The sequence below is a fragment of the Natronococcus pandeyae genome (assembly GCF_008122205.1).
In the GTDB taxonomy this organism is placed as follows: domain Archaea; phylum Halobacteriota; class Halobacteria; order Halobacteriales; family Natrialbaceae; genus Natronococcus; species Natronococcus pandeyae.
On sequence record NZ_PHNJ01000001.1, the window covers coordinates 207328 to 225127 of the forward strand.

The 17800-nt window shown below is 64.4% G+C and carries 21 protein-coding genes; 11 read left to right on the plus strand and 10 right to left on the minus strand.

Features of this window, described 5'->3' with window-relative positions:
* Window positions 1-47 precede the first annotated feature (47 nt).
* The gene (locus CV102_RS01055) at window positions 48-779 is read right to left on the minus strand and encodes a 5-formyltetrahydrofolate cyclo-ligase (RefSeq protein ID WP_148855940.1); all 732 of its coding nucleotides are present in this window, start codon (window positions 777-779) and stop codon (window positions 48-50) included.
* Window positions 766-1341, minus strand: coding sequence for a MogA/MoaB family molybdenum cofactor biosynthesis protein (locus CV102_RS01060; protein ID WP_148855942.1), 576 nt, complete (start codon window positions 1339-1341; stop codon window positions 766-768). Before CV102_RS01060 ends, CV102_RS01055 begins: the two co-directional genes overlap by 14 nt.
* A gap of 115 nt (window positions 1342-1456) precedes the next feature.
* Here CV102_RS01060 and CV102_RS01065 point away from each other — a divergent pair, with 115 nt between their 5' ends.
* Together CV102_RS01065 and CV102_RS01070 are read left to right on the plus strand one after the other, a co-directional pair.
* Window positions 1457-2497 carry a zinc-binding dehydrogenase gene (locus CV102_RS01065; protein WP_148855944.1) on the plus strand — a complete coding sequence of 347 codons (1041 nt, stop codon included), beginning with the start codon at window positions 1457-1459 and terminating at the stop codon, window positions 2495-2497.
* A gap of 72 nt (window positions 2498-2569) precedes the next feature.
* Entirely contained in the window at window positions 2570-2887 is a 318-nt protein-coding gene (locus CV102_RS01070) for a hypothetical protein (RefSeq protein ID WP_148855945.1), read from the plus strand.
* Between the two features lie 58 nt (window positions 2888-2945).
* Here CV102_RS01070 and CV102_RS01075 read toward each other — a convergent pair whose 3' ends face one another.
* Entirely contained in the window at window positions 2946-3695 is a 750-nt protein-coding gene (locus CV102_RS01075) for a helix-turn-helix transcriptional regulator (RefSeq protein WP_148855947.1), read from the minus strand.
* A gap of 440 nt (window positions 3696-4135) precedes the next feature.
* Here CV102_RS01075 and CV102_RS01080 point away from each other — a divergent pair, with 440 nt between their 5' ends.
* On the plus strand, window positions 4136-4846 hold the full coding sequence (locus CV102_RS01080; RefSeq protein WP_148855949.1) for a hypothetical protein: 711 nt from the start codon (window positions 4136-4138) through the stop codon (window positions 4844-4846).
* 62 nt (window positions 4847-4908) lie between these two features.
* Window positions 4909-5169, plus strand: a complete 261-nt coding sequence (locus tag CV102_RS01085) for a hypothetical protein (RefSeq protein ID WP_148855951.1) — start codon at window positions 4909-4911, stop codon at window positions 5167-5169.
* Between the two features lie 25 nt (window positions 5170-5194).
* Here CV102_RS01085 and CV102_RS01090 read toward each other — a convergent pair whose 3' ends face one another.
* Both CV102_RS01090 and CV102_RS01095 read right to left on the minus strand, forming a co-directional pair.
* The gene (locus CV102_RS01090) at window positions 5195-5755 is read right to left on the minus strand and encodes an NUDIX hydrolase (RefSeq protein WP_148855953.1); all 561 of its coding nucleotides are present in this window, start codon (window positions 5753-5755) and stop codon (window positions 5195-5197) included.
* 71 nt (window positions 5756-5826) lie between these two features.
* Window positions 5827-6780, minus strand: a complete 954-nt coding sequence (locus CV102_RS01095; protein WP_148855955.1) for a diacylglycerol/lipid kinase family protein — start codon at window positions 6778-6780, stop codon at window positions 5827-5829.
* Between the two features lie 55 nt (window positions 6781-6835).
* Between CV102_RS01095 and CV102_RS01100 the strand changes: the two genes are divergently transcribed.
* Window positions 6836-7549, plus strand: coding sequence for a PHP domain-containing protein (locus tag CV102_RS01100; RefSeq protein ID WP_148855957.1), 714 nt, complete (start codon window positions 6836-6838; stop codon window positions 7547-7549).
* A 10-nt stretch (window positions 7550-7559) separates the two neighbouring features.
* On the opposite strand, the gene CV102_RS01105 is transcribed toward CV102_RS01100, so the two are convergent.
* Both CV102_RS01105 and CV102_RS01110 read right to left on the minus strand, forming a co-directional pair.
* Window positions 7560-7781, minus strand: coding sequence for a hypothetical protein (locus CV102_RS01105; RefSeq protein ID WP_148855959.1), 222 nt, complete (start codon window positions 7779-7781; stop codon window positions 7560-7562).
* 114 nt (window positions 7782-7895) lie between these two features.
* The gene (locus CV102_RS01110) at window positions 7896-8309 is read right to left on the minus strand and encodes an Lrp/AsnC family transcriptional regulator (protein WP_148855961.1); all 414 of its coding nucleotides are present in this window, start codon (window positions 8307-8309) and stop codon (window positions 7896-7898) included.
* Between the two features lie 102 nt (window positions 8310-8411).
* Between CV102_RS01110 and carA the strand changes: the two genes are divergently transcribed.
* Window positions 8412-9488, plus strand: a complete 1077-nt coding sequence (gene carA, locus CV102_RS01115; RefSeq protein WP_148855963.1) for a glutamine-hydrolyzing carbamoyl-phosphate synthase small subunit — start codon at window positions 8412-8414, stop codon at window positions 9486-9488.
* Window positions 9489-9557: 69 nt separating this feature from the next.
* Window positions 9558-10094 carry a hypothetical protein gene (locus CV102_RS01120; RefSeq protein WP_148855965.1) on the plus strand — a complete coding sequence of 179 codons (537 nt, stop codon included), beginning with the start codon at window positions 9558-9560 and terminating at the stop codon, window positions 10092-10094.
* Between the two features lie 46 nt (window positions 10095-10140).
* Here the strand turns inward: CV102_RS01120 and CV102_RS01125 are convergent, their stop codons facing one another.
* The gene (locus CV102_RS01125) at window positions 10141-10890 is read right to left on the minus strand and encodes an SIMPL domain-containing protein (RefSeq protein WP_148855967.1); all 750 of its coding nucleotides are present in this window, start codon (window positions 10888-10890) and stop codon (window positions 10141-10143) included.
* Window positions 10891-11008: 118 nt separating this feature from the next.
* Between CV102_RS01125 and CV102_RS01130 the strand changes: the two genes are divergently transcribed.
* Window positions 11009-11869, plus strand: coding sequence for a universal stress protein (locus CV102_RS01130; protein ID WP_148855969.1), 861 nt, complete (start codon window positions 11009-11011; stop codon window positions 11867-11869).
* Between the two features lie 39 nt (window positions 11870-11908).
* Here the strand turns inward: CV102_RS01130 and CV102_RS01135 are convergent, their stop codons facing one another.
* Both CV102_RS01135 and purH read right to left on the minus strand, forming a co-directional pair.
* On the minus strand, window positions 11909-12100 hold the full coding sequence (locus tag CV102_RS01135) for a hypothetical protein (protein ID WP_148855971.1): 192 nt from the start codon (window positions 12098-12100) through the stop codon (window positions 11909-11911).
* 236 nt (window positions 12101-12336) lie between these two features.
* Entirely contained in the window at window positions 12337-13959 is a 1623-nt protein-coding gene (purH, locus tag CV102_RS01140) for a bifunctional phosphoribosylaminoimidazolecarboxamide formyltransferase/IMP cyclohydrolase (protein ID WP_148855973.1), read from the minus strand.
* Between the two features lie 168 nt (window positions 13960-14127).
* Here purH and purB point away from each other — a divergent pair, with 168 nt between their 5' ends.
* The 3 genes from purB (at window position 14128) to CV102_RS26350 (ending at window position 17787) form a co-directional block, all read left to right on the plus strand.
* The gene (gene purB / locus CV102_RS01145) at window positions 14128-15513 is read left to right on the plus strand and encodes an adenylosuccinate lyase (protein ID WP_148855975.1); all 1386 of its coding nucleotides are present in this window, start codon (window positions 14128-14130) and stop codon (window positions 15511-15513) included.
* A gap of 685 nt (window positions 15514-16198) precedes the next feature.
* A complete protein-coding gene (locus CV102_RS01150) occupies window positions 16199-17449 on the plus strand; it encodes a class I adenylate-forming enzyme family protein (RefSeq protein ID WP_222863678.1) in 1251 nt (416 codons plus the stop codon).
* A complete protein-coding gene (locus CV102_RS26350; RefSeq protein ID WP_222863679.1) occupies window positions 17425-17787 on the plus strand; it encodes a class I adenylate-forming enzyme family protein in 363 nt (120 codons plus the stop codon). Before CV102_RS01150 ends, CV102_RS26350 begins: the two co-directional genes overlap by 25 nt.
* Window positions 17788-17800 lie beyond the last annotated feature (13 nt).

A 17800-nucleotide genomic window follows, 5' to 3' on the forward strand; every position in this document is an offset into this window, starting at 1 on the left:
TCTCGACGACGGCCAGTGCCGCGTCAGTTCCAGCGCTCGACGAGCAGCTACCGGTCTCGAATCCGCTCCAGAACTGGAATTTCCTCGAGTCGTTCGTCCGTGAGCAGATCCCAGTCGATGCCGGACGGCTGCTCCCGGTCGGGCGGCCGACGCACGCGCTCGGGTGTGACGATCAGATCCATCGAGACGTCGTGATCACCGGTCGCGACGTCGTCGTCGACCAGTTGTCGTTCGTGGACCGTCGTGGCGACCGGCGTCGTCTCGTCGACGAGTCCGAGGTCCCGGAGCACGGCGTACTCGAGGTCGCTATACCCCTCGCCTTTCCCGATTCGATCTCCCCCATCGGTTACCGCAACGCTCCCGGAGACGATGAGATCGATCTCGTCGACCGCTTCCGGACCGACCTGTTCCCCGTGTTCCGACGAGCCCGAAACGGTCGTCGCCGCGTCGTAATCCTCGAGGACGTCGGGATCGAGTTTCAGGAAGCATCGCTCGTCGCTGAGCCGCGGGACGGCCATGTAGACGGTCTTCCCCTCGCGGAGCGCGCGCCGACGGACCGGAAGCTGTGGCGCGTCGGGGTTCGCCTTGACCGTTTCCGCCGCCTCCCACTCGGACTGGTCGGCCAGCCGGTCGGCGGCGTCCTCGGCGCCGGCGAAGTTGGGTATTCGGCCGTGGGGTGGAAACGGAAAGCGGGCGACGCCGCTGTCCTCGAGGTCGTTCCAGACGCGTTCGCGGATCCGTTCCTTCCCGTCGGGGCCGTCCCCGTCACTCGTCGACATCGTTCTCCCCGCTCCCGGCGGCGCCAGTTTCCATCTCGGTCGACTCCTCGGTCGTCTCACTGTGTGCGAGGGTCACGAGGTGGCGCGCCTCCGGCAGGATGATCTCCTCGAGGCCGAGCCGGACCGCGTCGCGGTTGCCGGGAAGACAGAATACCGGCACCTCCTCGGCGACACCCGCGAGGGCCCGTGCGGCGATGACCTGCGTCCCGAACTTCTCGTAGGCGAGCGTCGTGAACAGCTCGCTGAAGGCGGTAAGGTTCTTTTCGATCAGCGGACCGACGGCCTCGAGAGTGACGTCGTCGGGTTCGATACTGGTTCCGCCGCTGGTGACGATCAGGTCGACGTCGTCACGGTCGACAAGTCGGGAGACGACCGACTGGACCTTGTCGTAGTCGGAGTCGATGTGTTCCTGAATGACGACCTCGCAGCCGTTCTCCCCGAGGAACGTGGCGATCTCGCCGCCGGCAGCGCCGGTGTCGATGGAGCGATTCGTCGCGACAGTTATGAGACCGGTCCCGATCGGCCCACCGATCGGTCCGGCCTCCTCGTTCGATTCGGTCATACCCTTCGTTGGAGCGGTAGCGGGTAAAACGCTGGCAAACCGGACGTATCGTTTGTCGTCGATGACACTCCGTCGACCCAACTGTTATGCTCGTGCTTTCCGTCGACCGACGTGTATGCAAGCGGTCAAAGTCACCGAGCACGGCGATACCGACGTCATCGAGTACGGCGACTATCCCGACCCCGAAGTGGACCGCGACGAGGTGCTGGTCGACGTAAAAGCCGGCGCGCTCAACCACCTCGACGTCTGGGTTCGCCGCGGACTGCCGACGCTCGACCTCGAGATGCCCCACGTGCCGGGCAGCGACGCCGCCGGCGTCGTCGAGGACGTCGGGGAGGCCGTCACGCGCTTCGAACCAGGTGACCGCGTCGCGCTCACGGCGGGCGTCAACTGCGGTGACTGCGAGTTCTGTCGTGACGGCGATCCGACGCTCTGCATCAACTTCCACCTGATCGGCGAACACGTCACCGGCGTCCACTCCGAGTACGCCGCGATTCCGGAGGACAACCTGATCCCGGTACCCGAGCACGTCGACTGGATCACCGCCGGCTCGACCTCGCTCGTCTTCCAGACCGCCTGGCGGCTGTTGATCGACCGTGCGGATCTCGAGGCCGGCGAGAAGGTGCTCGTCCTGGGTGCCAGCGGCGGCGTCGGACACGCAGCCGTCCAGATCGCCGACTACGCGGGCGCGGAGGTGTACGCTACCGGCAGCACGGAGGCGAAGCTCGAGCACGCACGCGAACTCGGCGCGGACCACGTCGTCAACTACGAACAACAGAACTTCGCGGAGTGGGTCCGCAGCGAGACCGGCGGCCGTGGGGTCGACGTCGTCGTCGACTACATCGGCGCCGGCACCTGGCGCGACTCGATCAAGAGCCTCGCGAAGAACGGCCGCCTCGTCACTTGCGGCGGGACAGCCGGCGGAAACCCCGAGACAGACATTCCGCGGATCTTCTGGAACCAGCTCCAGATCATCGGCTCCACCATGGGGACGCCGGGTCAGGTCGACGACGTGATGGAACTCGTCTGGGACGGCACCTTCGAGCCCGCGATCCGTGAGGTCTTGCCGATGAGTGAGACCCCACGCGCCCACGAGATCATCGAGTCCCGCGAGGGCTTCGGCAAAGTCGCCGTCCGTCCCGACAGCGAACTGTAGCGCCCGCAACGTCCTCCGGGCGTCGGTCCCGGAACCGTGAGTGCTTTGGCCACGGACTCGTAACTCACGCGTGTGACCTCGAGCGACGACGGCGGCTACGTTCACGATCCCGCGGCCTTCGAGGACGGCGAACGGCAAGAGGGCGGCGAGGCCGATACCGACGGGGACGACTGGGTCGACGAGCCGATCCACCCGGCGGCGACCGACCGCGAATTCGACTGGCGGGGATGGACACTCGTCGGCGTCATCGTCTTCGCGTTCGTCGTCTCGCCGCTTACGATTCTGCTGTGGCCGCCGGCGACGGACTACCTGTTCGCGCTGATCGTGTTGCCACTCGCCCCCGCCGTCTTGCTCGCGCTGACGGCGGTCTGGGCGACGACGCGGCCCTGAGTCTCCCGTTCGACGGTGGAGGGATCGACACGAGAAACCGAACGGTGCGTCGCGTCGGCTATCCGCTCTCCCCTCGCTTCTTGAACTCCCGGTACTGATTCAGCGCCCACTCCGTGGCAGCGGGCGTGCTGTTTACGATCATTCCTTCGACGCGTCCCTGATCGTAGACGATAATCCCCGCGTACGTTTGCGTGCTCGTTTCGGCGATCCAGACCGCGTACGAGGTCGCGACGTCGGACGTGACGAGACGAACCGTCTTCGAGCGCTCGAGCCGTTCGATCGACGTTCGGCTTTCGGTCTGGAGATCGTCGTAAAGGACAGCGTCGACGGTGAGTTCGACGTCGATACCGTGTTCCGCCGCGGACGTGCGTATCACCTCGAAGTACGGCGCTAATGCGACGGGAACGGTTCCGCGAAATCGCTTCGCGGATTCGAGAACGGCCGATAGGCGGTCGAAGATGTGGAGCGGCCGTCTCGGGTTTGCGGTCTCGACGGACGCTTCCCGAGAGAAGAGACCCGGCGTCACGCTATCGCGCGGGAGGCTTTTGATAACCGGTGTCGCTTCTTCCAGCGACTGCATTCGGTCGGTGTACGACGCGTACTCCTCGAGCGCGATTCGTCCGATCTCGGTCGACCGGTACGCGGATCCGGAGCGATGGATGCAGTCCACTCCGCGGAGTTCGGAGATCGCCCGATCGACGGTAGACCGCGAAACGGACAGCGACTTCACCAATTCCGGTTTCGTCTTCGGCTCTTCGGTAAGCGCTTCGAGGACTGCGCTTCGCTTTGAGAGGACGTCTACTAGCACGGTTTGAGTCTCGACGGTGTTTGACTCTCCTTTCCCTATGAAGGCGAGGACCGAGAGCCGTCTCCGACGCAGCGGCCGGACCCGGAAGTGCGGGAGTTGGCCGCCGCTCGTAGGGAACCGGGCGACTAGTGACGGCGATCGGTTTCGAGTTATACCGCTCCGCTGGAGCGCATCGTCCGGTGAATCTCTCACCTACCGTGGGATCTATCTGTATCTGATAAATATATCTAAGATTAACATAATAACATACTGGTATAAATGAATTATCGATGTTGGAGAAAATATCGACTGCGAACCGACGGACCGTATTGAAAGGACTCGCGATTTCGGGATCGCTCGTCGGAACGAGTACGACCGCTGCGTCGGCTGGAGACGGTCGGAACGGTTCAGAACAAGGACCACAACGGAAACTGTACGGCTCTGCATCCCGGCGCACCGAATTGACTTCCGAGAACGGTGCTCCGAGGGAACGGTACGAGCGAAAGCGAGCCGAACGCGAACGGCGACTCGAACGACAGCTCGGGAGTGAATTTGACGCGCTGACGGTCGGCGACGAGGACAACTTGTCCTACGTCGATCACTGGGAGCACGAGTACGATGTCGATTCGGATCAGACGGATGCGACGATCGCCGAGACGGATCATACGATGACCCTGCTGGAAGCGGTCGATGACTCCGGCAATCGAGTAACGGATGGGGATGGCCGCTACGTATACGTTTTCGAGCACTACTCGAAATCGGAGGGTCAGCACCGATTCTGGCACGGCGACCCGAAAACGACCCATATGGACAGCCACCTCGACGTTCGTAATACCAACGTCGAACTATCGGACCGGGATCCGAGGACGTCGGAAACTCTCGACGGCGAGTACGTCAGTATCGGCGTCGAGGGGACTGCTGGTCCGGTCGGGTTCGGTATCTCCGGTGCGACGTACGTCGACAACGGTCAGATCGGTCCCGGTGATTACTCGCCCGGCGACGCGGGCGAGTACTCGGTCCGATTCGTCGGCTGTAGCGAACGGGACGTCACCGATATCATCGGCTATTCAGTCCTCCGAAGTTCCGTTCTCATTCCCGATCTCGAGAGTGGTACCGGACTACGGTGGTCGACGGAGGTCGAAGCACAGACGACGAACACCGGTCCGTGCTGATCCGCCGGACGGACGCATCGCTATAGAAACAATGGTCACACCACCGACTGATTTTACTGAATATGAACGGAGAAGACAGTCGACGTGAGACGCTCGATACCTCGAATCTCCTCGCAGAAGCGATTCCGATAGGTAAACTACTGGCCGTCTGGTCGCTGATCGCCGCCGGACCGCTGCTGTACGCCGTCTTCGTCGATTCGAGTAGTCCGATCGGGATCGTTTCGCGATTTCTCGGCGAGTTCGTGCTGTTCCTGGGGGGTGCCAACGCTCTGCTGTACGTCATCGCCCGAGCGATGACGCTCTCCAGAACCGAGCGAGTTTGAACGATACCCTCCCGATCGGCCCGTGCTATTGGTGATCGCGACGCATCGCGATCTCGAACCACGGACAGAGACGAAGCTGTCGGTACCACTCGGGGTTCGAGTGCAGGCGCTCGTAGGGGACCCACATCAGGCCGGCGACCTCCTCCTCGTCCGGATCGAGAGTTCGGTCCGACAGCGTCAGCTTCAGGACGGCACAGACCTCGTGCTCGACGCCCGCGTTCTCGAAGTAGCGCTTGTACTCGAAGCGGTCGGTCAGCCGCACGTCGTCGTACTGGTCGGGCGTGATTCCGAGTTCCTCCTCGAGTCGCTGCTTGGTCGCCTCCTCCTGGCTCTGTCCCTGGACGGGGTGGGAGGCGACGGTACCGTCCCAGTAGGTACCCCAGAGGCGCTTGCCGGGGGCGCGCTGGGCCAGCAGAATGTTGTTGTCCTGGTCGAAGACGAGCGAGGTGAAGGCCCGGTGGCGGATACCGTCGCCGGTGTGGGCCTCGAGTCGGTTGACGAGATCGAGTTCGGTGTCGTCTCCGTCGACGGCGATCACATCCTGCTTTGCGTTTTCGTGGGAGTGATCGTCCTCTTGCGTGCTCATGTCCTCACAATTGTAGAGGGTCTTGAAACCAGTATCGTCTTTTCGTCTGGTCCGACGGCTGCAGCGATCGGTTACCGCTGTCCGTTGAACGGCCACCGATCGTCGTCGTCGGGATTCGATCGGTAGCTGTCTCCGACGAGGACGCCGAGGGCCTTCGCGTTCGTTTCGAGGCGCAGCGTTTCGGTCGAGAGCATCTCGCCGTCGAGACTGTACTGGACCGAATCGCGGAGGCTCTCGACCGTGAGCGACGGCGCCCGACGCCGGACGATGTGCGTGCTGTCGCGCCCGAACAGCCCCTCGAGGGCCGCTTCCCCGAGCAGGTCGACGGTTCCGGCGTCTTCGACGATCGTGACCTCGAAGAGGCCGTCCTCGACGTTCGCCTGTGCGGCCCGAGCCCCGGTGAATCGCCGACAGTTCCCGACGAGGACGAACATCGCTTTCCCTTCCCACGACTCCGTCGCCTCCCCGTCCGGGCCTTCGACCGTCGTCACGCGCAACGGGAGCGACTCGAACTCCCTGACCGTCTCGAGGGTGTTCTTTACGTACGCGAGCACGCCAAACTCGCGTTTTCCCTCCGAGGTCGTTTCGCAGCTCGCCTCGGCGGTGACGCCGCCGACGCAGGAATTGGCGAACCACCGGTCGTTCGCGACTCCGAGGTCGATCGTCCGCCGTTGACCGTCCTCGATCACCGCGAAACTGTGCTCGATGCTTTCGACGCCGACGTTCGCCGCGAAATTGTTTCCCGTCCCGGCGGGGACGACGGCGAGCGTCGTCGTGTCGAGCGCGTCGGCAGCCGCGATGCCGTTGACGACCTCGTTGATGGTTCCGTCCCCGCCGGCCGCGGCGACGAGGTCGGCATCGGACGTGGCCTCGCGCGCCAATCGATGAGCGTCGCCGACCGCCTCGGTCTTTCGAATCTCGAAGCCGTGGTCGGCCGCCAGTTCGACGATATCGTCGACGTGATCTTCGCTCCCGCTCACGGGATTGAGGACGAGAACGCGTCGACCCGCACCGTCCGATTCCATAGCCGCAGTATATGCCGGGCGTGCGCAAAAGGGCCTCCCCGGCGTATGCTCAGCCATGTACGCCGTCGATCTGCACACGCATACGCGGTTCTTCCACGGTCGCCGATCTCTCGGTGACCGGTTCGATCCGCTCGGCGTCCGTCTGCTCGCGTGGTTGGCCGAGCGACGCGGCCTCGAGGGGGTCGTGACGACGAACCACGACTACTTTACGCCGTTCGAATCGACCGCGAACGTGGCCACGCTCCCTGGAATCGAGATCACGACCAGCCGCGGGCACGTCCTCGTGATCGGTCCCGATCCGCCCGAGGAGACGGAACCGGGGGCGCTCACCCCGGCCGAAGCCGTCGATCTGGCCCACGAGCGCGACTGTGCTGCGATCGTCGCCCATCCGTTTCGCAACAGTACCGTCCGCGAACTCGAGGAGATCCCGTTCGACGCGATCGAGGTCAACGGGAAACACCCGCGATCGCGGCCGCTGGTCCAGGAACTGGCGGAGAGCCGGGACCTCCCGCTGGTCGGCGGCAGCGACGCCCACTACCCGTTCGAGGTGGGGCGAGCGTACACGGTCGTCGACGCCGAGCGGCTCACGCCCGCGGCGCTCGTCGAAGCGATCCGCGACGGGCGAGTCGACGCTCGCGTCTCCCAGACGAGATTCGACCAGCTGTTGCGACGGGGATATCGGGCGATCCACCGCCGAAAACGAGTGATCGACGCGATCGAACGGCCGACGCCGGGCGTGGGGTCCCCGCCTGGAGAGGACTCGTCTTGAGTAGCGTCGTCTACTCCTGCGTGGATCGTCGGCCGAGAAAGTAGCCGGTCACGAAGCTCGTGGCGAGCAAACCCACAGCGACCGGGAGGCGTCGCGATTCCGTCACCGGTGCCCCCGTCCCTTTTTCGACGCCCTCGAGTATCGGTTCGCGGAACGGAGTGTCCATTCCGACCGCAACGACCTCTCTGATGGCGACCTCCGCCAGAGCCTGTTTGTCGAGTCGAGCGGCCATACCGGAGAGTACCACCCGAATCGACGTCGTCCTTGGGACGGTGTCCATCCGCGGCTAACGCCGCGGACTCGAGCGTGAGAGTCTCCCTCGGCTGCGGTATCGCCGACGGTCGCGTTATCCGAGCTGTTCGTCCAGAATCAGCCGTGTCTTCGTGCTCACGACCTCTTCCTGGTCTCGAGCTTGCGTGATGAGGTCGTTCACGCCGCGGGTGTCGGCGGCGTCGACGACGAGTACGACGTCCTGCTCGCCGGAGACCATCCAGACGAAGTCGACCTCCTCCCACTCGGCCATTCGCTCCGAGATCCCCTTGGTATCGACGTCGACCGCGACGCTGACTTCGATCATCGCCTTGACGTTCCCGGTGTGCGTCGAGATCGTGAACCGTTCGATCACGTCCTCGTCCATCATCCGTTCGACACGGTTTCGGACGGTTCCCTCGCTCGTCCCGACTTCGTCGGCGATCTCCGTGTACGGCGTTCGGGCGTCTCGCCGAAGCATATCGAGAATCTGTCGGTCCAGCTCGTCCATAGAGATTCGTAAGTACGAACGACTCGCACTTACCGATTACGAATTTCGTAACTCAGCTTCGAAGGCAACACTTATGCCCGGCTATACAATACGTAGTTCGTAATGACAGCTGCCTACGTTGCGCTGGAGGGTGGCCACGTGATCGAGGGACGTGGTCGTGCTCCGGGGACCGCTCGTGGCGAACTCGTTTTCACGACAGCCTACACGGGCTACGAAGAAAGTCTGACCGATCCATCGTACGAGGAACAGATCCTCACCTTCTCGTACCCCCTGATCGGAAACTACGGCGTCCGCGAGGAGCGATTCGAGGACGACCGCGTCCACCCGCGCGCCGTGCTCGCGCGAGAACTCACCGACGACGTCGCCGACTGGCTCGAGAGCGAGGGCGTTCCAGCCATCGACCATCTCGACACCCGCGAAGTCGTCACCGACATTCGTGACGGCGGCGCGATGAAGTGTGGGATCGCCGTCGGCGAGGACGCCACCAAGGAAGACGCCCTGAACGAACTCGAGGCCTGCAAGGGAATGAGCGAACACACGGAGATCGGCGCCCAGGTCAGCGTCGACGAACCCGTCGTCCGCGGCGCCGACAACGACGGCGAGACCGTCGCCCTGGTCGACTGCGGCGCGAAGGGCTCGATCGTCGACTCGCTGGTCGCCCGCGATGCGACGGTCCACGTCCTGCCACACGATACGAGCGTCGAGGACGTCGAGGCGATCGATCCCGACATCCTGTTCGTTTCGAACGGGCCCGGCGATCCGGCCAACTACGAGCAGGCCGTCTCGCTCGTCGAGGCGTTCGTCGAGGAGACGCCGGTCGCCGGCATCTGTCTCGGCCAGCAGATCGTCGCCCGCGCGCTCGGTGGCACCACCGAGAAGATGGCGTTCGGCCACCGCGGCGTCAACCAGCCCGTCCTCGACCTCGAGTCGGATCGAGTCGTCATGACGACTCAGAACCACGGCTACACGGTCGACGAGCCGGGAGAGCATCTCGAGGTCTCTCAGATCAACGTCAACGACGACACGCCGGAGGGGTTAGACGGCGTCGAGTACGACGTCCTCACCCGCCAGTACCACCCCGAAGCCAACCCCGGCCCGGAGGACACCCTCGACTTCTTCGACGACGTCCTTGCGATGGCGGGCGATCGAAGCCAGCGAGCCGTCCCTGCCGACGACTAGCTCCCCCGTCTTTTTCACCGCGCTCGGAACCCGGAACGTTGAACAGCCGGGCGTGCGCTTGCTCGAGCGATGGAGCGTCCGCTCGGTCTCGCGAGTTTCGACGAGCAGAGCCGGTTAGCACACGTGCTGACGGTCGCCGTCGCCGTCGTCGTCTGCTGTCTCGGTTACTTCGGCGCCGTCGTCGCCGTCTACGGTGACCTTTCGGTGCTCGCGCCGGAGACGAGCGTCGAGCAACAGCGCGTCGGCGGGGTCGTCGGTTCGATCTGCGTCTGGGCCTACTTCGCGCTCGCGTTCGTCCGCGGCTACGGCGGCCCCGTTCTGAACACCCTCGTCTACCCGGTTGCGATCGTCCTTCTCGCTCCGTTCGTCGGCCGCTGGCTGCTCTTCGGACCGGACCTCGCGGGACTGGCCGACCGGTTCGTCGGACTGCTCGTCGTCGAACCGCTTCTCACGACGGTGATCGTGATGGTCCCCGGGTTCGGAGCGTTCCTCACGCTGCTGGCACTCTGGGGGACGAGGACCGACGAGTCCGAGCGGCGAGACTGGGAGCGTCGACACCTCTCCGACGATTTTTACGAGGAGTTCATCGCCGAGGACTCCGACTGACTGCCGACAACGAGGAACCGCCCGACTCACGGAGGGAGACGGACCGTCACTCGAATCCGTAGGCGACGGTTACCGATGCGGTGACGCTCACGGGGTCGGCGTCGATCTCCGTCGGCGGCCCGTCGGCGGCGTCGTCCGCGGCGACGTCGTCGGTCTCGTGGTAGACCGTATCCAGCCGAACGTCGCCGGTCTCGACCGACTTCGTGCCGGTGATCGTGACGCCGCGGTTGTCGGCGATGTGCTGTGCCTCGTCGTCCGCGTTCGCCAGGGCGTCGTCGAGCGCCTCGTCGCGGATCTCGTCGCGCGTCTCCTCCTGCAGACTGAACGTCACTCGGCCGACGTCGTCGGCTCCGGCGGCGGTTAGCTCGTCGATGATCTCGCCGATTCGGTCCACGTCGTCGATAGTGAGCTGGAACGAGTGGCGGCCCTCGTAGCCGTCGGTCTCGCCGTCTCGACCGCGCCGCGGGTGGACGCGATACCGCCCTTCCTCGACGTTCTCGTCGGGAATCTCGAGCTCGTCGAACGCCTCGCGGAGCGCGTCGGCCTGGGCGGCTAACTCGTCGGTGACGGCCTCGGCGGTGTCGCCGCTCGCTTCGACGCCGACGCTGAGGCTCGCCGCGTCGGGCTCGGCCGTCGCCTCGCCGGTGGTGCTGACGACGATCTCGTTGTCGTCGCCGGCGTCGGTGGTCTGCGTTGCCGATCCCGGGTCGTCGCTTCCGAACGCACTCGTCAGGCAGCCGGCCGTCGTCGTTACAGCGGCGATACCGGATCCTGCGAGGAACTGTCGTCGATTCATAGGGAATCCCACACGTGGCAATTAAATAACACTACCTGAAGCTCAAAGAGCGCTTTGAGCTTTACGTGTCGGGAGAGGCTACTTGTTGGTTCGCGTAGACCGTCTTCGTACACTACCTATGCCGGACGATCGCTTGCTCGTTCCCGTCGCGAACCCGGAAACCGCGGATCGGTTGCTCGACACCGCGGTCGATATCGCCGCCGATCGAGACCTCGAGATCCTCGTGCTCACCGTGGTCACCGTCCCGATGCAACTGTCGCTCGGGCAGGCTCGCAGTCAGTTCGACGTCGATAAACAAGAAGCGACCGTCAACGACGCGGTCGAACGCGTTCGCGGCTACGGAATCTCGGCGACCGGGCGAATCAGGTTCGGACGAAGCGTCGCGAGCGGGATCTGCGGGGTTGCCTCGGACGAGTCTGCCGGGGTGATTCTGCTCGGCTGGCGTGGTCGGCCCCGTCGGCGGGATATCGTCCTCGGAAGTTACATCGACGACGTGCTGGCTGACGCGCCGTGTGACGTCCTCGTCAAGCGGATCGATCGCGACCGCCTGGCCGTCTCGTCGGTGCTCGTCCCCGTCGCCGGCGGACCCAACACCGAGTTCGCCGCGGAAACCGCCGGCGCGCTCGCCCGCGCCCACGGCGCGCGGATCGAACTCGTGACCGTCGTGCCTGACCGCGAGGAGGCGACCGTCGCCGAAGCGCGGGACCTCCTCAACGGGACGGCACCCGCGCTGGGGGCCGTCGAATCGGTCGAGCAGACCGTCCTCGAGGGACCAGTCGTCGAGACGATCGTCGACCGCTCGGCCGACCACGACGTGACCGTCGTCGGCGCGGCCGAGGGTGGGTTCCTGCGGCGTGCCCTCGTCGGCGACGTTCCCGAGGCGATCGGTCGTGAGGCCGAGGGTGCAGTGCTCATGGCCAAACGGAAGCAGGACGTTTCGGACGCGGTGTGGCGCCGACTGCGTGATCGGCTCCGGTGAGAGTGGTAGGACGGATATCCGGGCCGCGGGCTCGATAGTTCACTCTTCTCTCGATATCTCGAGGGCGACGATGGTGAAGAAGGCCACGATGATGAGTCCGAGATACACGCCGATGATCGGATAGATGAGTAAAAAGAGGATGATCAACAGCAACGTGATGATGAGATTCAGACGCATAACTACTTCATCGCCCTCTAAGTCGAGGTACTGTACCAGTTCGTCCCTGTTCATAGGAGCCATATCAATTCGGCCACACAAGGCTCTTACCGACACCCTTCCAACGAAGTGCCCGTCTGCCCCTACAACCAAAACTCGTCGTATCCGAAACTAACGAACGACATCCGAACTGACATCGTCGCCGTTTCAGAAGCCCGTCACTCCGATCGGGCGTGTTCGAAAAGTACGCTCGCTCTGTTCGCTCACCACTCCTGGGAAATCTCGAGCAAAAATCCGCTCGGTCGCGGGTGTTAGTCGTGTCTGAACGATCGCTGGCCCGTAAACGCCATCGCGATACCGTGTTCGTCCGCGGCCTCGATCACGTCGTCGTCGTTGACCGAGCCGCCGGGCTGGACGACCGCTTCGATACCCGCTTCGGCGGCTTCCTCGATCCCGTCCGGGAACGGGAAGAAGGCGTCGGAGGCCATGACGGCGCCTTCGGCGTCCTTCCCCTCGGCGTGCTCGTCGGCTTTCATCGCCGCGAGGCGAACTGCGTCGACGCGGGAGACCTGGCCCATCCCGACGCCGACCGTCTCGGTACCCTTCGTGAACAGGATGCCGTTGGACTTCACGTGTTTGAGCGTCTGCCAGGCGAAGACCATCGACTCGAGTTCTTCGTCGGTCGGCTCGCGCTCGGTGACGACCTCGAGGTCGTCGACCGAAATCGACTGGAAGTCACGCTCCTGGACGAGCCGGCCGCCGACGAGCGGCTTCTCGGTAAAGCGCTCAGTTCGCGCTCCGAGTTCACCGACATCGAGAACTCGCAGGTTCTCCTTCTCGCAGAGCACCTCGAGCGCGTCGTCGGTGTAGCCCGGTGCGACGACGACCTCCTTGAACGAGTCGATCACCTGTTCGGCGGTCTCGGCGTCGCACTCGCGATTCAGGGCGACGATGCCGCCGAAGGCGCTCATCGGGTCGGTCGAGAGCGCTCTTTCGTACGCCTCGGCGAGGGTATCCGCGGTCGCACAGCCGGCCGGGTTGGTGTGTTTGATGACCGCCGCAGCGGGCTCGTCGAACTCCTTGATCAGGTTCAGCGCGCCGTCGGCGTCGTTGTAGTTGTTGTACGAAAGTGCCTTCGCGCCCTCGTTTAGCTGGTCGGCGTGGACGACGCTGGCCTCGTCGCAGGTGTAGTCGGTGTAGACCGCGGCGTCCTGGTGGGGGTTCTCGCCGTAGCGGAGCGTGTCGGCGCGGTCGCTCGAGACCAGTCGTCGCGCGGGAAGTCCGTCCTCGCCCGTTCGATCGAGTTCCACGTCGACCTCACCCGCGGCGAGGTCCACATCGACGGCACCCTCGGCGAACCAGTTCACCGCCCGCGGGTACGCGCGGAACTCGCCCTCGTAGAGGACGCGCTCCTTCAGCGTCTCCTCGTCGTCGCCTTCGTAGACCGGGATCGGTTCCTGGGTGACGATCGGACCGGCGTCGACCTCGCTCTCGAGGACGTTCCCGTCCTCGTCGGTCGCGTCGGTGACGACGTGGACCGTACAGCCGGTCACCGAGACGCCGGCCTCGAGCGCGTCGCCCCAGGCGTCCGTGCCGGGGAACGATGGCAGCAGCGAGGGGTGGACGTTCAGCGTCGTCGGCTGGGCCTCGAGGAAGGTGTCCGAGAGGATGCGCATGTAGCCGTCCAGGCAGACGAGGTCGAACTCGTACCCGGACAGGGCCTCGTTGACTGCTCGTTCGTGCTCCCGGCGGCTCATCCCGTCCTCGAGCGGGACGACTTCCGTGGGGATTCCGCGCTCGGCCGCGGCCTCGAGCACCGGTGCATCCTCGCTGTTCGTGAGCACGACGGCGAGTTCGGCCCCGCCCGGCCGTCGGTCGGCGACGTTCAACAGGTTGCGCCCTCGGTTGCCGGCCATCCCGGCGATTCGCGTCATAGTCGAACCCGTGCCCGCGAAGGGGAAAGTGGTTGCGGTCTCGATCGCCGTCTTATACACAATCTCGCATTGCTGAGGCAGTATTTCGGCACGACATCGTTGATGTATGCACGCTCGTGGCTTCCCGTTTCGATACGTTTTTGCACCGCGCTGGAAAGCATCCGAACGATGACCGACACCAACGCGCTGTACGCCGTCTCGCCGCTGGACGGCCGGTACGGAGGCCGGACCGAACGGCTCTCGCCGTACGCCAGCGAGGCCGCGCTCATGCGCGCCCGCGTCCGCGTCGAAGTCGAGTTCCTGATCGCGCTAGCCGACCTCGAGGCGACGCCGCTCGAACTCGACCTCGACGAACGCGAACACCTGCGCGGCCTGTACAAACACTTCGCCGAGGAGGACGCCCGGTTGATCAAGACTCTCGAGACCGAGGGCTACGAGGAGTTCGACGCGACGAACCACGACGTCAAAGCCGTCGAGTACTTCGTCCGCCACCGGCTCCCCGAGGAGAGCGACGCTTCGGCCTGGATCCACTTCGGGCTGACCAGCGAGGACGTGAACAATCTCGCCCACCGGCTGCTCGTCCGGGACGCCGTCGACGAGGTGTTGCTGCCGACGCTGTACGAGGTCCAGGAGACGCTCGCGGAGATGGCCCGCGAGCACCGCGACCTGCCGATGCTCGCTCGCACGCACGGCCAGCCCGCGACGCCGACGACGTTCGGCAAGGAGATGGCTGTCTACGCGGCCCGGCTAGGTCGGACGACCGGTCGAATTCGGGAGGCGACGGACGATCTCAGCGGAAAGCTCGGCGGCGCGTCGGGCACCTACGCCGCCCACGTCGCGGCGTACCCCGACGTCGACTGGCCAGCGTTCGCCGAGGAGTTCGTTACGGGACTGGGCCTCGAGTTCGTCCCGCTTACGACGCAGGTCAATCCCTGTGACGACCTCGCGGCGCTGTTCGACGCCTTCCGCGGTGCGAACGACGTCCTGCTGGACCTGGATCTGGACATGTGGCTCTACGTCTCGGATCGCTACCTCGGCCAGGAGACTGTCGCCGGCGAGACCGGCTCCTCGACGATGCCCCACAAGGTCAACCCGATCGACTTCGAGAACAGCGAGGGCAACCTCTCGAAGGCGAACTCGGATCTCGCTTTCCTCGCCGACTACGTCACGACCTCGCGGCTCCAGCGCGACCTCTCGGACTCGACGGTCAAGCGCAACGTGGGCGCCGCGCTCGCCCACTGTCTGATCGGCTACGACAAGACCGCCGCCGGTCTCGGGAAGGTCGTCCCCAACGCGCACGTGATGCGGGCGGAACTCGAAGACACCCCCGAGATCATCGGCGAGGCGGTCCAGACGATCCTCCGGCGGGAGGGCCAGGAAGACGCCTACGAGCGCGTCAAGGAACTCACCCGCGGGCGGGAGGTCTCGCTCGAGGACTTCCACGAATTGTTCGCCGACCTCGAGGTGGACGAGGCGGTCCGCGAAGAGCTTCGGGAGCTGACGCCGACGGGGTACACCGGCGTCGCGAGCGACCTGGTCGACGGCCAGCAGTAGCGACGCCCGGATTCGGGAGCGTCGATCAGTACTGATTTGAGCGCCGGACGCTAATCGTCGACCATGTTCGAGGCGCTCTTCCCGGAAATCGCCACGATCCTGCTCTTTCTCATCGGGATCGTCTGTATGATTATTCTGTTGTACATCTCGACCAGGTGGTGAGACCTCCTTTCTGCGGTATCGAGGCCCGGAGACGCCGATCGCTCCCCGCGTCCGCACGTACGGCGACCGGAATCGTCGCCAGGTGAGGACGAGACGTTCGATACCCGTAGGATCGTGCCAAAGAACTGCTGTACGGAGGGTACGCGTTCGCTCTACGCGAATGGTGGGAACGAGCCGGCGACCTCGAGCGCGACGTTCATAGCTGGTCGAGTTCGATCTGGTCTCCGCACACGATGGCTACCGGAACTCCAGATGGATCGACTCGCCGCGCCACGGAATCGTATTCGAGAACGCCGAAACAGGCCATCACGGAAAGGTGGTTGTAGTGGAGTGTGATCGCGACGCGCTCGACGGTCGGCACGTCTGTCGCAAAAACGGACGCCTCCTCGCCGCTCCGAACGGGCGGACGTCGCCGCCGCTCGCATCGCGGAGGACTCCACCAGTCGGTTCTCCTGTCGAGTCCGAGTGAACTGGTCTACTACTGATATTTTATTACACAACATATGGTATGGCCATACGTACCATGGAATATCATCACGGGGATCGGCTCGAGCACATGGGGACGGTGCCGACGATGGCAGCGGATCGCTACGGCGAGAAGACCGCGTTCTCCTTTATGGGGAGCGACCAGTCGTACCGGGAGTTCGAAACGCAGGCGAACCGTGTCGCGAACGTGCTGGTCGACCACGGCGTCGAACCGGGTGATCGCGTGGGTCTGTTCATCCCGAACACGACGCAGTTCCCGTCAGCGTACTTCGGAATCATCAAAGCGGGTGCGGTCGCGACACCGTTGAATCTGCGGATGGATTCGGAGACGCTGGGCTACGTGATTCAGGACGCTGGAATCGACACGATGATCGCGTCGGCGTTCCTCGCCGACGAAGCGCAGGAACTCGCGTCGGCTACAGGCGTCGACACGCTGTTTCTTCCCGGTGTCGCGGACGAAGAGCAGGGCATCATCAACTACTCGCACGCGACGATGGAGGCCGACGACGAATTCGACCCCGTCGAGCGCGACTCGAGCGACATCTGTGTCCAGCCCTACACGAGCGGCACGACCGGACGGCCGAAGGGCGTCATGCTCAGCCACCGAAACGTGCTGTCGACGCTCGAGAGTTACAGCAGGGGCGGGCTGTCGATCGACGCGGACGATTCGATCCTGCTCGTGTTGCCGCTGTTTCACATCTACGCCCTCAACGCCCTGCTGGGCTCGTTCATCTATCGCGGCGGAAAGATGGTGCTGCAGCCCGAACCCGAACCGGTCAGCATGCTGACCGCTATCGAGGACCACGAGTTGACGAAGTTCGCCGGCGTCCCGGCGATGTACAACATGATGTTCCGGGAGTACCGCGAGAACCCGGAGGAGTACGACCTCTCGTCGCTCGACGACGTGACCTGCGCGGCCGCGCCGCTCGCCGAGGAGGTTCGTCGAACGATCGAAGAGGCCTGGAACGTCCCCGTCATCGAGGGCTGGGGAATGACCGAAACAGCGCCAGCGGGAACCCTCGAGTCAGCCCACGGCGTCAGAAAGGAAGCGGGCTGTATCGGTCCGCCGCTGCCGGGGATCGAACTCAAAATCGTCGATCCGGCGACCCGCGAGACGAAAATTTCGCCCGACGATCTGGAGCCGATCCCGGACCCCGATATCGATTTCGACGACGAAGACGCGGTCACCGGCGAGCTGGCGATCAGGGGACCGAACGTCTTCGAAGGCTACTACAACCAGCCCGAAAAGACGGCTACTTCTGGATGGTCGACCGCGCGGACGACATGATCATCACCGGCGGCAACAACGTCTACCCCGCCGAGGTCGAAGACGCCCTCTACGAACACCCCGACGTCGCCGAAGCCGCGGTCGTCGGCGCGCCACACGAAATTAAAGGCCAGGCACCAGTTGCGTTCGTCGTCCCTGAGGAGGGTACGGATACCGGGGAAACCGATCTGCGCAGGTTCGCCCTCGAGCGCGTCGCCACCTACGCCCATCCGCGGCGGATCTTCTTCGTGGACGAACTCCCGCGTAGCGCGACCCAGAAGGTCCAGCGCTACGTTCTCGAGGAGGAGGTCGACGAACGCCTCGACGGGCCGCTGTCCTCGAGCGGGGACGATCTCTGAACGTCTGAACGAG

Coding starts and splice junctions, on each gene's coding strand:
- CV102_RS01085 (WP_148855951.1), top strand. CDS start 4,909: ATGAACGGAGAAGACAGTCGACGTGAGACGCTCGATACCTCGAATCTC.
- CV102_RS01125 (WP_148855967.1), bottom strand. CDS start 10,890: ATGAATCGACGACAGTTCCTCGCAGGATCCGGTATCGCCGCTGTAACG.
- CV102_RS01150 (WP_222863678.1), top strand. CDS start 16,199: ATGGAATATCATCACGGGGATCGGCTCGAGCACATGGGGACGGTGCCG.
- CV102_RS01055 (WP_148855940.1), bottom strand. CDS start 779: ATGTCGACGAGTGACGGGGACGGCCCCGACGGGAAGGAACGGATCCGC.
- CV102_RS01060 (WP_148855942.1), bottom strand. CDS start 1,341: ATGACCGAATCGAACGAGGAGGCCGGACCGATCGGTGGGCCGATCGGG.
- carA (WP_148855963.1), top strand. CDS start 8,412: ATGACAGCTGCCTACGTTGCGCTGGAGGGTGGCCACGTGATCGAGGGA.
- CV102_RS01065 (WP_148855944.1), top strand. CDS start 1,457: ATGCAAGCGGTCAAAGTCACCGAGCACGGCGATACCGACGTCATCGAG.
- purB (WP_148855975.1), top strand. CDS start 14,128: ATGACCGACACCAACGCGCTGTACGCCGTCTCGCCGCTGGACGGCCGG.
- CV102_RS01095 (WP_148855955.1), bottom strand. CDS start 6,780: ATGGAATCGGACGGTGCGGGTCGACGCGTTCTCGTCCTCAATCCCGTG.
- CV102_RS01135 (WP_148855971.1), bottom strand. CDS start 12,100: ATGAACAGGGACGAACTGGTACAGTACCTCGACTTAGAGGGCGATGAA.
- CV102_RS01120 (WP_148855965.1), top strand. CDS start 9,558: ATGGAGCGTCCGCTCGGTCTCGCGAGTTTCGACGAGCAGAGCCGGTTA.
- purH (WP_148855973.1), bottom strand. CDS start 13,959: ATGACGCGAATCGCCGGGATGGCCGGCAACCGAGGGCGCAACCTGTTG.
- CV102_RS01100 (WP_148855957.1), top strand. CDS start 6,836: ATGTACGCCGTCGATCTGCACACGCATACGCGGTTCTTCCACGGTCGC.
- CV102_RS01130 (WP_148855969.1), top strand. CDS start 11,009: ATGCCGGACGATCGCTTGCTCGTTCCCGTCGCGAACCCGGAAACCGCG.
- CV102_RS01105 (WP_148855959.1), bottom strand. CDS start 7,781: ATGGCCGCTCGACTCGACAAACAGGCTCTGGCGGAGGTCGCCATCAGA.
- CV102_RS01090 (WP_148855953.1), bottom strand. CDS start 5,755: ATGAGCACGCAAGAGGACGATCACTCCCACGAAAACGCAAAGCAGGAT.
- CV102_RS01110 (WP_148855961.1), bottom strand. CDS start 8,309: ATGGACGAGCTGGACCGACAGATTCTCGATATGCTTCGGCGAGACGCC.
- CV102_RS26350 (WP_222863679.1), top strand. CDS start 17,425: ATGGTCGACCGCGCGGACGACATGATCATCACCGGCGGCAACAACGTC.